Annotated in this window: 15 protein-coding genes; 12 read left to right on the forward strand and 3 right to left on the reverse strand. The window is 34.6% G+C overall.

All coding sequences use genetic code 11. From position 1 onward, the window contains the following. Nucleotides 1-62 precede the first annotated feature (62 nt). From KWG70_RS11095 to KWG70_RS11130, 8 genes are all read left to right on the forward strand, one after another. Nucleotides 63-764 (forward strand): toxin-antitoxin system YwqK family antitoxin, encoded by a 702-nt coding sequence (locus KWG70_RS11095; protein WP_230936099.1) that lies wholly within the window; start codon nt 63-65, stop codon nt 762-764. A gap of 78 nt (nt 765-842) precedes the next feature. Further along, on the forward strand, nt 843-2,030 hold the full coding sequence (gene mnmA / locus KWG70_RS11100) for a tRNA 2-thiouridine(34) synthase MnmA (RefSeq protein ID WP_230936100.1): 1,188 nt from the start codon (nt 843-845) through the stop codon (nt 2,028-2,030). A 69-nt stretch (nt 2,031-2,099) separates the two neighbouring features. Beyond that, nucleotides 2,100-3,707, forward strand: coding sequence for a S8 family serine peptidase (locus KWG70_RS11105; protein ID WP_230936101.1), 1,608 nt, complete (start codon nt 2,100-2,102; stop codon nt 3,705-3,707). Further along, a complete protein-coding gene (locus KWG70_RS11110) occupies nt 3,708-4,655 on the forward strand; it encodes an NAD(P)H-dependent flavin oxidoreductase (protein ID WP_230936102.1) in 948 nt (315 codons plus the stop codon). A gap of 45 nt (nt 4,656-4,700) precedes the next feature. Next, nucleotides 4,701-5,804 (forward strand): ATP-grasp domain-containing protein, encoded by a 1,104-nt coding sequence (locus KWG70_RS11115; protein WP_230936103.1) that lies wholly within the window; start codon nt 4,701-4,703, stop codon nt 5,802-5,804. A 322-nt stretch (nt 5,805-6,126) separates the two neighbouring features. Next, complete coding sequence (locus KWG70_RS11120) at nt 6,127-7,515, forward strand: MATE family efflux transporter (RefSeq protein WP_230936104.1); 1,389 nt, start codon at nt 6,127-6,129, stop codon at nt 7,513-7,515. Nucleotide 7,516: 1 nt separating this feature from the next. Then, a complete protein-coding gene (locus KWG70_RS11125) occupies nt 7,517-7,744 on the forward strand; it encodes a hypothetical protein (RefSeq protein WP_230936105.1) in 228 nt (75 codons plus the stop codon). After that, nucleotides 7,744-8,319: a phosphatase PAP2 family protein gene (locus tag KWG70_RS11130; protein ID WP_230936106.1), complete on the forward strand. Its 576-nt coding sequence runs from the start codon at nt 7,744-7,746 to the stop codon at nt 8,317-8,319. Before KWG70_RS11125 ends, KWG70_RS11130 begins: the two co-directional genes overlap by 1 nt. A gap of 2 nt (nt 8,320-8,321) precedes the next feature. Here the strand turns inward: KWG70_RS11130 and KWG70_RS11135 are convergent, their stop codons facing one another. Then, nucleotides 8,322-9,038 (reverse strand): glycosyltransferase family 2 protein, encoded by a 717-nt coding sequence (locus tag KWG70_RS11135; protein WP_230936107.1) that lies wholly within the window; start codon nt 9,036-9,038, stop codon nt 8,322-8,324. A gap of 98 nt (nt 9,039-9,136) precedes the next feature. On the opposite strand from KWG70_RS11135, the gene KWG70_RS11140 reads away from it, so the two are divergent. Further along, nucleotides 9,137-10,075: an NAD-dependent epimerase/dehydratase family protein gene (locus tag KWG70_RS11140; RefSeq protein ID WP_230936108.1), complete on the forward strand. Its 939-nt coding sequence runs from the start codon at nt 9,137-9,139 to the stop codon at nt 10,073-10,075. On the opposite strand, the gene meaB is transcribed toward KWG70_RS11140, so the two are convergent. Both meaB and KWG70_RS11150 read right to left on the reverse strand, forming a co-directional pair. Next, complete coding sequence (gene meaB, locus KWG70_RS11145; protein ID WP_230936109.1) at nt 10,065-11,144, reverse strand: methylmalonyl Co-A mutase-associated GTPase MeaB; 1,080 nt, start codon at nt 11,142-11,144, stop codon at nt 10,065-10,067. The two genes, KWG70_RS11140 and meaB, sit on opposite strands and share 11 nt — an antisense overlap. 7 nt (nt 11,145-11,151) lie before the next feature. Then, nucleotides 11,152-11,727 carry a DUF2911 domain-containing protein gene (locus KWG70_RS11150; protein WP_230936110.1) on the reverse strand — a complete coding sequence of 192 codons (576 nt, stop codon included), beginning with the start codon at nt 11,725-11,727 and terminating at the stop codon, nt 11,152-11,154. A gap of 179 nt (nt 11,728-11,906) precedes the next feature. On the opposite strand from KWG70_RS11150, the gene KWG70_RS11155 reads away from it, so the two are divergent. The 3 genes from KWG70_RS11155 (at nt 11,907) to KWG70_RS11165 (ending at nt 14,743) form a co-directional block, all read left to right on the forward strand. Beyond that, entirely contained in the window at nt 11,907-12,464 is a 558-nt protein-coding gene (locus KWG70_RS11155; RefSeq protein WP_230936111.1) for an RNA polymerase sigma factor, read from the forward strand. After that, nucleotides 12,448-13,029, forward strand: coding sequence for a hypothetical protein (locus KWG70_RS11160; RefSeq protein ID WP_230936112.1), 582 nt, complete (start codon nt 12,448-12,450; stop codon nt 13,027-13,029). Before KWG70_RS11155 ends, KWG70_RS11160 begins: the two co-directional genes overlap by 17 nt. 154 nt (nt 13,030-13,183) lie before the next feature. After that, nucleotides 13,184-14,743: a hypothetical protein gene (locus tag KWG70_RS11165; protein ID WP_230936113.1), complete on the forward strand. Its 1,560-nt coding sequence runs from the start codon at nt 13,184-13,186 to the stop codon at nt 14,741-14,743. The last annotated feature ends 79 nt before the right edge of the window (nt 14,744-14,822 follow it).

Here is a 14,822-nt window from a genome sequence, read left to right on the forward strand (position 1 = left end):
CATTACTGATAATAAATAATTTTGTTCAACAAATTTATGAAATGATTAAACAAAATAATAAAATGCGACATTTTTTTATATATATTTTAACAGTTGTTTGTTTAAGTTCTTATGCTCAAGATTCTGTAAATCAATTTGATAGCAACGGAAAAAGGCATGGTGTTTGGAAAAAGTACTTTGATAAGACTAAACAATTGCGTTATGAAGGTCAGTTTAATCATGGTAAGGAAGTTGGTACGTTTAAGTTCTATACACTTAATAAAGGTAAAAGCGTTTTGAGCGCTACAAAAGAGTTTAATGACGCTGATAATAAGGCTGTTGTGAAGTTTATGTCGTCAAAGGGAAAGCTCATTAGCGAAGGACAAATGAATGGTAAGCTTTACATCGGTAAATGGATGTATTATCATAATAAAACCGATGGAATTCTATCTACTGAGTTTTATAATAATAGAGGAGAACTTGAAGGCGAAAAAATGGTGTATTATCCAAATGGAAAATTAGCCGAGCACTCCTACTACTCTAATGGTAAACTTGAAGGTACATCAACTTGGTATGCGGAAAACGGAAAACCTTTAAAAATATTTGAGTATCAAAATGATGAACTCAATGGTGTGTCAAAGTATTATGATGCTGATGGAAATATCAAAGCAGAAGGAACCTACAGGAACGGACTTAAGCATGGGGTTTGGAATTATTATGAAAAAGGAAAACTCGTAAATAGTAAAGACCATACAAAACGAAGTAAAAACCCTAAAAAACAATAGTCAAAGTCAATACATTATATAGTTAATTATAATAGCAACAGATATCATGTTGCTATTATAATTTATTAATTTTGCAGTATGAAAAGAGTAATAGTCGGACTTTCAGGAGGTGTTGATTCAAGCGTTGCAGCTTATATATTAAAAGAGCAAGGTTATGAAGTAATTGGCTTATTTATGAAAAATTGGCATGATGATTCTGTTACGATTTCAGATGAATGTCCATGGTTAGACGATAGTAACGATGCGATGTTAGTCGCTGATAAGCTAGGTATTCCCTTTCAAACTGTAGACTTAAGTGAACAATATAAAGAGCGTATTGTTGATTATATGTTTGATGAATATCAAAAAGGACGAACGCCTAATCCTGATGTTCTTTGTAATAGAGAAATCAAGTTTGATGTTTTTATGAAAATTGCTTTAGAACTTGGTGCAGATTATGTTGCTACAGGTCATTATTGTAGAAAAGGAACGATAGAAAAAGACGGAAAACAAATCTATCAACTACTTGCAGGTGTTGATACTAATAAAGATCAATCATATTTTTTATGCCAATTATCGCAAGAGCAATTATCAAAAGCCTTGTTTCCTATTGGAGAATTGACTAAACCTCAAGTACGCGATATTGCAGCTAAATTAGATTTGGTGACTGCAGATAAAAAGGACTCTCAAGGACTGTGTTTTATAGGGAAAGTGAGATTGCCAGAATTTCTTCAGCAAAAATTAAAGCCTAAAGAAGGGGTTATTGTTGAGATACCTAAGGAAAAAGAGCTCTATAGTTTAGATATGCCAGTATTTGATTCTAAAGAAAAAGAACTTCAATATCTAACAAAAAAGATTGATTATGCTATTGCAGATGGCACTATTGTAGGGAAGCATCAAGGCGCGCATTACTTTACCAAAGGGCAACGAAAAGGCTTAGCTGTTGGTGGGACCGTAGAACCATTGTTTGTTATAGAGACTGATGTTGATGAAAATGTAATTTATACTGGTCAAGGGAAACAACACCCTGGATTATTGAAAAGAGCATTGTTTGTTAGTAATGATGAACTCCATTGGATTCGTGAGGATTTAGCCTTAGATATGGATGAGACCATGCTGGTAAATGCGAGAATCAGATATCGACAACCCTTAGAAAAAGCTACATTGTATAAAGTTGATAATGGTCTTTTTGTAGAATTTGAAAATGCGCAATCTGCCATTACAGAAGGGCAGTTTGTGGCTTGGTACCTTGATGACGAATTAGTAGGTTCGGGAGTAATTTCTTAAATTGCAAGAAAGAAATCTTAATCATTGCCTTTAAAAACGACAGTGTTTTTAAATGAAATATTAATTACTATGAAAAAAGTCCTACTCCTTTGTATTGTGCTATGCCAGTACAATGTCTTTGCACAACAAGATGCCTGGGTATTTTTTAATGCCAAAGAAAATGTTCAAGCGTCGTTAGATAATCCAATTTCAATTTTAACACAACAAGCTATTGATCGCAAAAATGCACATGGTATTGCGATTGATGAACGCGATGTTCCTGTGAATGAATCTTACATTTCTATGTTGAAAGCACCAGAAACAGGAGTTACTGTTTTTGCAAAGTCTAAATGGTTTAATGCGGTTTATGTTCGTGGTAGCGAAGTCAATATTAATGCTTTAGTTGATGATTTTGACTTTGTGGACTATGTTGATTTTGCTGATAACAGTTTAGATGCGTCTACAAGATTTGCTGCGGTTAACGATAAATTTTTAGTAGAAAATAATACGGTTACTTTTAATTATGGTGATGCTCAAAATCAGGTTGAAATGATTAATGCACATACGTTGCATCTCGATGATTTTACGGGAGAAGGTATTATTATAGCAGTTTTAGATTCAGGATTCTCCAATGTAGATACTATGGGAGCTTTTCAACGATTAAGAGATAATGGCGATTTGCTTGGAGGATATGATTTTGTGGATAGAAATGATAACGTCTACGAATTTACAACAAGTGATCACGGAACAAGAGTACTGAGCGATATGGCAGGATTTGTGCAGGATCAATTTGTTGGCACAGCACCTGATGCATCATATTATTTATTTAGAACCGAAGACGTTGGTAGTGAAACACCAGTAGAGGAAGCCTATTGGGTAGAAGCAGCTGAACGTTCTGATAGTCTTGGTGTACATATGATTAATAGTTCATTGGGCTACAAAACCTATCAAAATGCCAACTACAGTTATGCAAATGAAGATTTAGATGGCCTTACTGCATTTGTAACTAGAGGCGCTAATATTGCTAATGAAAAAGGAATTTTAGTAGTGACATCTGCTGGGAATTCTGGTGCTAGTGGAGTAGGAGCACCTGCAGATGCTGCCGGTGTTTTAAGTATTGGAGCTGTGGATGATAATGGAAATTATGCCATCTTTAGTTCTCAGGGAAGTGGTATACAACCTACACAAAAACCCGATGTTGTTGCACAAGGAAGCGGAAGTTTTGTTGTTGCAGATACTAATACAATAATAAGCAATAATGGAACCTCTTTTAGCTCACCAATCATGGCAGGTGGTATTGCATCGCTTTGGCAAGCCCTACCAAATGCATCCCATGAAGAGATTAAACAATATGTGAGATTATCGGCTTCTCAATATACCACACCAGATTATTTTTTAGGTTACGGGATACCAGATCTTCAATTAGCATTAGATATTGGTCTGTCTGTACAGGAAGAAGAATTATTTGAATTCAAGGTGTTTCCTAATCCGGCTATAGATGTATTGAACATTCAAGTACCTTCAGCAAATGATGTCACAACACTTCGAATTTATGATATTCTTGGAAAAACAGTTTTAGAACAACAAATCATACAATCAAGACATCAATTAGATGTGTCTTCAATGTCTGCAGGAGTTTACATCATGTCATTTCAATCAGGAGACGCCTCAAAAACAATCAAACTCATAAAATCTTAAATGGCAAATAAAATTACCGAACTCTTCAATATAAAATATCCAATTATTCAAGCTGGAATGATTTGGAATAGCGGTTGGAGATTAGCCTCTGCAGCCAGTAATGCAGGTGCTTTAGGTTTAATTGGAGCAGGCTCTATGTATCCTGATGTCCTTCGCGAACATATTCAGAAATGTAAGAAAGCAACACATAAACCATTTGGTGTTAATGTGCCAATGCTATATCCCAACATTGAAGACATTATGAATATCATTGTTGAAGAAGGTGTCAAAATTGTATTTACGTCTGCAGGAAACCCAAAAACTTGGACCAATTGGCTCAAAGAAAAGGGAATAACAGTTGTACATGTTGTGAGCAGTGTGAAATTTGCATTAAAAGCACAAGAAGCTGGAGTAGATGCTGTAGTCGCCGAAGGCTTTGAAGCTGGTGGGCACAATGGAAGAGAGGAAACAACAACCTTAACATTAATACCTATGGTGAAAGAGCAATTAGATATTCCTCTAATTGCGGCTGGAGGAATTGCCAATGGACAAATAATGTTAGCTGTCATGATACTAGGCGCAGATGCAGTTCAAGTTGGAAGTCGTTTTGTTGCTAGTGAAGAATCTTCAGCACATCAAGCTTTTAAAGAGGTTGTAGTCAATGCAAAAGAAGGAGATACACAATTAACATTAAAAGAATTAGCACCAGTTAGATTGATAAAAAATAAGTTCTATAATGAAGTGCAAGCACTCTATAAATCTGGACCTACAGTTGAAGAATTAAAAGAACTTTTAGGAAGGGCCAGAGCTAAAAGAGGAATGTTTGAAGGTGATTTAGAAGATGGTGAATTAGAAATAGGCCAGATTGCTGGATTAATACATGATATCAAACCTGCTGCTCAGATTGTTGACGATATGATTACCGAGTTTAAAGAAGCTCAAAAGATGACTCAGAAGATTAAACTTTAAAAAAATAGTATATTTAGTGCTATTAATAATGACCCTTATTAATTAATGAGTTCTAAATTGAACGTTCTAATTCCAGACGGCAATAGTACTTGGGCGCTGTCTGTTATACAGTGCTTATCTCATATAGACAATTACAAACTGTTTGTTTTATCTAACGAGAAAAGAACAGCTACAAAATTTTCAAAATATACAGTCTACTATACATTTTTTAAGCGACCAAATGATGAGTCTTGGTTAAGAATTATCAATTCTGAAATAGAAAAAAATGCGATTGATGTTATACTTCCTGTTGCCGAAGTCGAGACTTTGTTTTTTATTAATTATAAGGATAGAATATCTCAGCAAGCAAAGGTAATTCCTTTACCCAATCTGAAAGATTTTGAAATAGCAACGAATAAACATAAGCTTAGTGATTTTTCAAATAGTCATACTATTGCGCATCCAAAGTCTTTTTTTGTGTCTTCAGAAAAAGAAAAGCAAGAACTATTGGCCGATATTCGGTTTCCAATTTTAATAAAGCCTTTGAGTCAGAAGGGTGGTGACGGTATACTAAAAGTAAGTTCAAAGTCTAATTTCCCTATGCATTTAGACGTTAAGAATTCACCTTTATTTATTCAAGAGTTTATTGAAGGTTATGATATAGATTGCAGTGTGCTGTGCCTTAACGGTAAAGTTTTAGCATATACCATTCAAAAGGGGAATTTAAAAGGGCATAATGACTTTGCGCCACAGCTAGGTTTTGATTTTTTAAAGAACGAAGCAGTGCTAACCGTTGCTAAAAATACTATGGCTTTACTCAATTGGTCTGGTGTTGCACACTTAGATCTCAGATTTGACAATGCCACTCATACATTTAAACTTATAGAAATTAATGCGCGTTTTTGGGGAAGCGTAGATGCCTCGCGTGTTGCAGGAATAAACTTTCCGCATTTATCAATTCAGCTAGCTTTAAATAAAGCCATTAGTACCAATACATTTGATGAAATTAATTATATGCGTCTAAAAGGTGTTCTTAAATCCATTAAGCGACGCCCTTGGTTTATTTTCAAAAGAAAATTTATTTTAAATAATACTGAAGTTAAGATGTTTTTAAAAGATCCACTTCCTACTGCATACAAGTTTAAAGAATGGTTAGATAGGCAATTTTAAAAAGGTCTATAAACGGCAAAAAGAGGACGAATCCTCTTTTTGCGTGAAACGTTTTTTAACAAAAAAATTTTTAAATCCCTCTAAAATAATAGCTAAAAAAGTTTCTACCCCAAATACCTAACCTACTACAATAAGATATTTGTCGGGAATAAAAATAAGTGTTTAAGCCAATTATCTCATTAATTTCCTAGTCAACTTATTAACAATTTAAGTTTATAACTTTATAGAAATCAAACAATTGAATTTTATATTACTAAAATTACCAGAGCTTAGACTATAGCCAATTCAAATGCATTAACTTTGGCACTTTAAAAATAATCACTTGGTTTTATCACAGTACACAAAAGAATTCAACTATAATTTTAAGTTAGCAGCTCCTGTTATTCTTGGAATGCTTGGTCATACTTTTGTTAGCTTTATTGATAACATCATGGTAGGGCAATTGGGAACTGCCGAGTTGGCAGCAGTTTCTTTAGGAAACAGCTTTATGTTTATAGCAATGTCTATAGGTATTGGTTTTTCTACAGCAATCACACCTTTAGTAGCCGAAGCTGATGCAGCAGACCATTTTTCAGAAGGAAAATCTTCATTTAAGCATGGATTATTTCTATGTACTGTTCTAGGCGTTGTATTGTTTCTATCTGTATTTGTTGCAAAGCCATTACTGTACTTTATGAAGCAACCTGTTGAAGTGGTTGAGTTAGCGTTACCGTATTTAAATTTAGTTGCTTTTTCGCTTATCCCACTTATTGTATTTCAGGCATTTAAACAGTTTAGTGATGGATTATCGATGACGCGATATCCTATGTATGCAACTATTATAGCAAATATTGTCAATGTTATTTTAAATTATGTGTTGATATTTGGAAAATTTGGTTTTCCAGAGCTTGGTATTGTTGGAGCTGCTTATGGTACTTTAGCTTCAAGGTTTATTATGGTGATATACCTTTGGTGGTTATTGACAAAAAAAGAAAAATCAAAAGCCTTTGTGACCAATATTAAGTTTTTTGTTTTAGAGAAATTAATGCTTCGGAAAATTATCAATTTAGGTTTACCTAGTGCGATGCAGATGTTTTTTGAGGTAGCCATTTTCACAGCTGCTATTTGGTTAAGTGGTTTACTGGGAAAAAACCCTCAAGCTGCTAATCAAATAGCACTTAACTTATCTTCAATGACCTTTATGGTGGCAATGGGGTTGAGTGTTGCATCTATGATTAGAGTTGGAAACCAAAAAGGATTGCATAAGTATTTTGAACTGAGACGAATTGCATTTTCTATTTTCTTATTAGCCACACTATTAGCTGTGTGTTTTGGGGCTGTTTTCTTCTTATTTCATGACGAACTCCCAAAATTATATGTAGATTTTGACGATAGTGAGAATTTATTAGATAATACAGAAGTAGTCTCAATAGCTGCAAAATTGATGATCGCTGCTGCTATATTTCAGATAAGTGATGGTATTCAGGTGGTGGTTTTAGGTGCGTTAAGAGGCTTGCAAGATGTAAAGATACCTACCATTATCACGTTTATTTCTTATTGGCTAGTTGGGTTTCCTATTAGTTATTTCCTCGGAAAAGAAGAGGCGTATGGAAGCTTTGGGATTTGGTTAGGTTTATTGGCAGGTTTAACAACTGCTGCAATATTATTATTTATTAGATTCAATTATCTCACGAAAAAGTTAATTTTGTCAAATACTAACGACTCAGAATAACATGGAACTACCAAAATTCATATTAGGCGATAATACAGACCATCCGAATGCAATCTATGTCATTCATACCGAATTTCCTAGATTTATCATAAACCTCGAAGATGATGATGTGGAATGGTTTGAGGAGTTTGACGAACAGGATCAAAGGGAAATTGAAAGTGAGGCCGAAAATTTAATTCAGGCAGCAACAGATTTCTATGACAGAGAAGTAGCACGATACGACGAGTAATGATAGAAGAATTAGCAAGACTAGATACCGAATTATTCATCTACCTTAATAACCTTGGGACAGAAGCGTGGGACGGATTTTGGATGTTTTATACGACCAAATTCAATTGGATTCCATTTTATGCCGTCTTGGCGTATTTAATGTATAAACGCCTTAATACCAAGATGTTTTTACTCACTTTATTGGTCATTGCATTAATGATTACATTCACAGATCAAATGACTAATCTGTTTAAAAAAGTGCTGGTAATGAGATTAAGGCCTTGTCATAATGAAGATATTGATGGGCTCTTCAGGCTCGTGAAAAGTTATTGTGGTGGTCAATATGGCTATTTTTCTGGTCATGCCTCTAACTCTATGGCTGTAGCAGTATTTACTAGCTTTATGCTAAAATCTAAATATAGGTTTTTGCCATACATTATGATAATCTGGGCAATAGCAATGGGGTATAGTCGTATTTATATTGGCGTACATTATCCATTAGATGTACTTAGTGGAATGTTATTTGGCGTGTTCTCAGGATTCCTGTTTTATAAGTTGGATAAATATTTACAAACGAAATATCAGCTGAAATAACTTTAAAAGCTTTTCTTTTTAATCGTATAATCTATAGTTTTTCTTTTCATCCAAAGATAGGCAAAGCAATCAGTCAAAGGAGATAGTAATCGTTTGCGTAAGCCAAATTTGGAAGTACCTGCTAGTCTGGGAAAATGGTTAACAGGGACTTGTTTTACTGTACCTTTTTGAAGTAAAATCATAGCAGGTAAAAAACGATGTAAACCCTTAAACATTGGAATTCGTTTGGCATAATCTGTTCTAATCACCTTTAGTGGACAGCCTGTATCTTGCATGCCATCATTTGTAAATACTCTTCGAATGCGGTTGGCTATTTTTGAGGATAGTTTTTTTATCAAACGATCTTGTCTATCTACTCTAACTCCTGTGACAAGGTCATAATCTTCGATATGTTCAAGCAGTAAATTAAAATCGTCTGGCGATGTTTGTAAATCGGCATCAATATACCCAATTAAAGGTGTATCAATATGATCAAAACCAGCTTTTAGTGCAGCACTTAAGCCTTTGTTTTCAGAAAACAGAATATAATCAAAAGCAACGTTTGTATTGCAAATAGATTCTATCATGGACTGGCTGTTATCGGTAGAGCAATCATTTACAAAAAGCACCTTGGTCTTTAACGAAGCATTGTTTAGATAGGATAGCAGCTCTTTTTCTAAACGAATAAGATTGGCTTCCTCATTAAACACAGGAACAATTATGGTAAATGTATAATCCATTACTAAAAGTTAGTCTTACAAAAATATTCTTTTTAATCTGCTTGCTGTTGATTTGGTTTGATATAAAAATTGTTATTTTGTGACTTCAATTCGTATCAATGAAAATACTCGTTACTGGAGCAGTTGGTTTTATAGGTTCTCATACAGCAGAACGTTTGCAAAGTCTTGGACATGATGTTATTGGTTTAGACAATTTTAGTAACTATTACAGTTTAGAACTAAAGCAGCTCAATGCCGAAGCCTTGACCCAAAAAGGAATTACGATCTTAAAGAAAGATTTACGTGACGATGATTTAGCTAGTGTTTTACCAAAAGACATTGACTATATTTTTCATTTTGCGGCACAACCAGGGATTTCACAATCCTCTACTTTTGAAGATTATTTTAGCAATAATATTATTGCAACAAAACATTTGATCGATTTTGCAGAACGATGTAAAGACCTGAAATTATTTGTCAATATAGGGACCTCTTCCATTTATGGACTTGAGGCGACGTTTCCCGAAGACTATGTGCCTAAACCAGCATCGCATTATGGTGTCACTAAATTAGCAGCCGAGCAATTAGTACTTCAAAAAAGCCGAGAGAAAAAGTTACCAGCGTGCTCATTGCGTTTATATTCGGTAATAGGTCCTCGTGAACGCCCAGAAAAAATGTATACAAAATTAATTGCCTTAGGTTTAAAAGATGAGGCCTTTCCTCTATTTGAAGGTAGCGACAAACATCTACGAAGTTTTACCTATGTAGACGATATTGTTGATGGTGTGGTAAGTGTGATCGATAATGAAATAAAAGTTGAGGGTGAGATCATTAATTTAGGGACTGAAGTAGAGCATACCACTAAAGAAGGCATCGAAACTGTAGAAACTGTTTTAGGAAAGCCTATAGCAATTAATGTCATTCCTAAACGTCCAGGTGATCAATCACGTACAAAGGCTAATATTGATAAAGCAAAGCGATTATTAGATTACAATCCGCAAACAACATTGTTAGAAGCTGTAAAGAAGCAAGTAGAATGGTATAAGGCTAACTTTTAAGAGAGAATAAATAGTCTGCAGCAACAAACGGGGTTGTTTTTCCCTCTTCAATTAATTGTAATTGAGCCTTGAGTTCTTTTTTTATGGTTGACTGATTGAAAAAATCAGATTTTAAACGCTCCTCAATAGTTTGAAGCAACCAAAACTTATTTTGCTCTGTTCTGTTGTGTTCAAAAAAACCATTAGACTTTGTATGTGTTATATATTCTGAAATCAACGTCCATAAGTCATCAATACCTTCACGTTGTAAAGCACTACAAAGCGTTACCTTAGGTTGCCATTCAGACTCTTTTTGCGGATAGAGATGCAAAGCCCTGTTAAATTCAACTTTGGCAAGTTTAGCTGCCTTTAAATTTTCACCATCTGCTTTGTTGATAGCAATAGCATCTGCCATTTCAATAATACCGCGTTTGATACCTTGAAGCTCATCTCCCGCACCAGCAATTTTGAGCAATAAAAAGAAATCAACCATACTATGAACAGCGGTTTCGCTTTGTCCAACACCAACTGTTTCTATAATAATCGTATCAAAACCTGCAGCTTCACAAAGAATAATAGTCTCACGCGTTTTACGAGCCACACCACCAAGCGATGTGCCAGAAGGTGAAGGTCTAATAAAGGCGTTGTCATTTTTTACAAGATCTTCCATACGTGTTTTGTCACCCAAAATACTGCCTTTGCTCAAACTACTACTTGGGTCAACGGCCAATACAGCCACTTTTTTACCAATAGCTGTAAGATGCATACCTAAGGCTTCAATAAATGTGCTTTTTCCAACACCTGGAACACCAGTGATTCCAATACGAACCGATGTGTTGGCATATGGTAAACAGTGCGTTATAATATCATGTGCCTTTTCTAAATGCTTTGGGTTAGCACTTTCAACTAAAGTAATCGCTCTACTAAGCGAAGTGATATTTCCGTTTAAAATTTCAGAAACTAAATCTTGAGTGCTAGGTTGAAGGCGTCTTTTCTTCTGAATTGTTTTTATAGAAGAAGCATTGGTGATATCAGATTGCGAAACACCATCCTTTTCATGTAAAGCAGACGATTTAGATTTTTTTGACAAACTTCGTTTATTTTTTGTCTTTTAATACACTTAAAGGTACTGCTATTTTTGTATTATCCCAAGCCATAGTAAGTTTGAGATTATCTGTTGAGTTGTCAAAGGCGATAGTAAACTGTTCAACTGTGGTGTCTAATTTTTCTACAGGAACGTCAATTTCTAAAATGTCATAGTTAGGGTCCCACATCACTTGCATTTCTTCATCAACTCCCCACGGATACTGTTTTTTATTAAAAATGACATTCCAAACAGAATCCTTAGGAACCGTCCATAAGGTATACTTTCCTTTAGGTAAATAGATGCCTTGTATCATCAAGTCTTTATTCGTTTCAAAAGTGGTGGCTTCATTTGCTCCAGTTCGCCAAACTTTGTTGTATGGCACTAGAGCACCAAAAATTTCACGACCTTTTTTAGAGGGTCTATTATAGAATACTTCTAGTTTTAAATCGTTATTGAGTTTAAACTCGACAGTGTCTTTCGGACTCAAACGATTAGAAAAAATATCCTCAACAAAATAAGAATATAAAAAGAGACCAACGGCGACTATAGATAATGTAACAAGTAGGCGTTTTAAAAAGGTATTCATAGCAAAAACAAGATTGAAACTAAAATAAGTATCAAAGATAAATTAAATTGAAATCTTAAGTAACTACTTAACGCGAAATTGTATAAATTTCTTATTATTTTTAAAAAAATCACGCAAATTTTGCAACACTCACTTTTTTGTGTCGTCTTTAAAGTGAACTCAACCAAACCAAAAGAGATTTGAATACATTTCAAGTTGACATCATTGAGCAATGCAAGCAGAATAATCGAACTGCGCAATTAAAACTATACAATCAATATTGTGATGGTATGTACACAGTTGCCATGCGATTTGTAAAGGATTCTATGGAAGCTGAAGATATCGTACAAGAAGCCTTTATTAAAGCATTTGCAAAATTGAATCAGTATAAAGCTGAAGTGACTTTTGGAGCTTGGTTAAAACGTATCGTAGTTAATAAGAGTATCGACTGTTTGAAATCCAAGAAACAGCATTTGCAAGAATTGGATGAGGTGCACCTAAAAGTAGTCGACTCGAGTTATGAAAACGAATGGTTAGTAGATGATACAATGACTTTAGATGAGATTAAAGAGGCTATTCAAAAGTTACCAGACAAATATCGCTATGTAGTGACATTATATCTGGTCGAAGGATACGATCATCAAGAGATTTCTGAAATTTTAAACATCACAGAAATTGCATCTCGTACACAACTATCTAGGGGAAAATCGAAATTAAAAGAACTGTTAATACCTATTAAAAATGGCACAAGATCTTAGAAATTTATTTAAAGAAGAGCAGAAGCAGTCGCGATTAAAAATGAGCGAAGGTCATGAAGCACGCTTTCTTAAAAAATTAGATGAGGCATTACCGCAAAAACAAACGATCAAAAAACGTTTCAGTATGCTACAAATTGCTGCGAGTATTGTCATTCTAATTGGATTAGCGTTTGGAGCTTATAAGTTTTTTAATCAACCACAGTCTATTGAAAATACGGTTGTAAGCAATGACGATCCTGCAAAAGAGGAGCAGCTTAAATCTTTAGGTGATATTTCACCCGATTTAAAAAAGGTGGAAGATTACTATTTAGCTAACATTAATTTAGAGTTATCTAAAGTGAAACAAACACCTGAGAACAAAGAATTGTTTGATGGTTATGTTGTAAGACTTGCCGAGTTAAATCAGGAGTACAAACGTTTATCGGTTGAATTGACCAATAACGGTCCTAATGAATTAACAGTAAGCGCATTGATAGATAATTTAAAGTTACGTCTTAATTTATTGTATCGCTTAAAAGAACAATTACATGATTTAAATACTTCGGAAGGAGTTATAAAAACCTAATACTCTGAACTGTTAATCACAAGGTGTCAAAAGCATCCTATTTCAGAATTAAAAATAATACAATGAAACATCTAACAGATAAGTTTGTTCTAAAAATGATAAATAGAAAAGCTTAGATGTAGCATGTGACAAATTAAAAAAATATAATAATCTCATGAAAACAAAATTTAAACTACTATTACTAATGTTTTTCTGTTTCACGATAAGTGTTTCAGCACAACAGAAGTTAACGAAAGTGTCGAAGAAAATTGATGTTACCAAAGATGTAACCATTGACTTAAACACCAGCTATGTACAAATAGAGATTGATACATGGAATAAGAACACACTAGAAATTGAAGCCTATATTGAAGGAGAGAAATTATCTAAAGAAGAACTACAAGAAGCACTTGAAGACTGGAATTTAAAGGTAGAAGGTTCTGGAAGTAATGTGAAGATTACATCTCACGGATCACATGGATCATGGGACCGTTTAGGAGATTTGCGTATTAATTTAGAAGAACTTGAGGCACTGGAGGTTTTAGGTGACCTAAACTTAGGAGACTTGCCAGAAATGCCAGAAATGCCTGAATTACCAGAAATGCCAGAATTGGCAAATATTGAAATTCCTGAAATGCCTGAGCTACCAGAATTGCCAGAGTTACCAGAAGGGGTTAACAATATCAGTTTTGATACCGAAGCTTATAAAAAAGATGGTGAAGCTTATTTAGAAAAATGGAGTCAAGAGTATCCAGCTCAAGATCGTGAGAAAATGAAAGCGTGGGGAAGAAAAATGGCGAAAGTTGATTTTTCTTCTTATGAAAAACGTATGGAAGAATGGGGAGAGAAGTTTGGAAAAAAGTTTGGTAAGGACTACGCCAAGAAAATGGAAGCTTGGGGCGAAGAATTTGAAAAGAAATTTGATAAAGAATGGTCTAAGAAAATGGAAGTATGGGGAGAGAAGTATGGAAAAGAAATGGAAATGAGAAGTAAGGAGATTGAAAAACGTATGGCCAAACGTGAAAAGGAGATGGAGAAGCGTAGAGAAAAACTAGCGAAACGTCATGAGGAGCGTCACGAGGCACGTCAAGAAGCCCATGAAGCACGCAGAGAAGCGCATGAAGCACGTCGTGAGAGCTTAGCAAGACGATTAGAAATGAGAAGCGATAAGGTAAAAAGAACGATCAAAATCAAAATGCCTAAAGATGCTAAATTGGATTTAAATGTAAGACATGGAGAGTTAAAAATGTCTTCGGTAATACACAACCTAAAAGCAGATATATCACACGCTACACTAGTAGCAAATCACATTGATGGAAGCGAGACTTCCATCAGTGTGTCTTATTCTCCAGTCGACGTAGTGACTTGGAGTAATGGAGAACTCAACTTAAAATATGTTGAAGATGCACATTTAAATACAGTTGGTATTTTGAGACTCAATAGCAACTCATCAGATTTACATATTAATGATCTTACTGGTAATGCTATTATTGATGGAAGTTTCGGAGACCTGTCTATTTCTAATATTACAGACTCGTTTAGTAACCTTAATGTGGTTTTAGAGAATAGTGAGGCCGTCATCAAATTACCAAGAACAGATTATAGCGTGTATTTTAAAGGCAATCGTTCGCGATTAAATAATGAAATGGCTACTCAAAGAACCATTGAAACTGGTAATGGGTCTAAAGCCATCGTACTCAACGCTAAATTTAGTGATGTGGTATTGAAGCAATAAATATATAGATACGTTTCCCGATGTGAGGCGGAAATTAAAAATAGCCTTTCAAATCGTCTTCATTTCATGTATTTTTGAG

It is taken from the genome of Psychroserpens luteolus, assembly GCF_021032705.1.
Taxonomy (GTDB): Bacteria; Bacteroidota; Bacteroidia; order Flavobacteriales; family Flavobacteriaceae; genus Psychroserpens; species Psychroserpens luteolus.

What these genes read in the sequence shown, in the direction of transcription:
- KWG70_RS11095 (WP_230936099.1), top strand. Translation starts at nt 63, where the DNA reads ATGCGACATTTTTTTATATATATTTTAACAGTTGTTTGTTTAAGTTCT.
- mnmA (WP_230936100.1), top strand. Translation starts at nt 843, where the DNA reads ATGAAAAGAGTAATAGTCGGACTTTCAGGAGGTGTTGATTCAAGCGTT.
- KWG70_RS11105 (WP_230936101.1), top strand. Translation starts at nt 2,100, where the DNA reads ATGAAAAAAGTCCTACTCCTTTGTATTGTGCTATGCCAGTACAATGTC.
- KWG70_RS11110 (WP_230936102.1), top strand. Translation starts at nt 3,708, where the DNA reads ATGGCAAATAAAATTACCGAACTCTTCAATATAAAATATCCAATTATT.
- KWG70_RS11115 (WP_230936103.1), top strand. Translation starts at nt 4,701, where the DNA reads ATGAGTTCTAAATTGAACGTTCTAATTCCAGACGGCAATAGTACTTGG.
- KWG70_RS11125 (WP_230936105.1), top strand. Translation starts at nt 7,517, where the DNA reads ATGGAACTACCAAAATTCATATTAGGCGATAATACAGACCATCCGAAT.
- KWG70_RS11130 (WP_230936106.1), top strand. Translation starts at nt 7,744, where the DNA reads ATGATAGAAGAATTAGCAAGACTAGATACCGAATTATTCATCTACCTT.
- KWG70_RS11135 (WP_230936107.1), bottom strand. Translation starts at nt 9,038, where the DNA reads ATGGATTATACATTTACCATAATTGTTCCTGTGTTTAATGAGGAAGCC.
- KWG70_RS11140 (WP_230936108.1), top strand. Translation starts at nt 9,137, where the DNA reads ATGAAAATACTCGTTACTGGAGCAGTTGGTTTTATAGGTTCTCATACA.
- KWG70_RS11150 (WP_230936110.1), bottom strand. Translation starts at nt 11,727, where the DNA reads ATGAATACCTTTTTAAAACGCCTACTTGTTACATTATCTATAGTCGCC.
- KWG70_RS11160 (WP_230936112.1), top strand. Translation starts at nt 12,448, where the DNA reads ATGGCACAAGATCTTAGAAATTTATTTAAAGAAGAGCAGAAGCAGTCG.
- KWG70_RS11165 (WP_230936113.1), top strand. Translation starts at nt 13,184, where the DNA reads ATGAAAACAAAATTTAAACTACTATTACTAATGTTTTTCTGTTTCACG.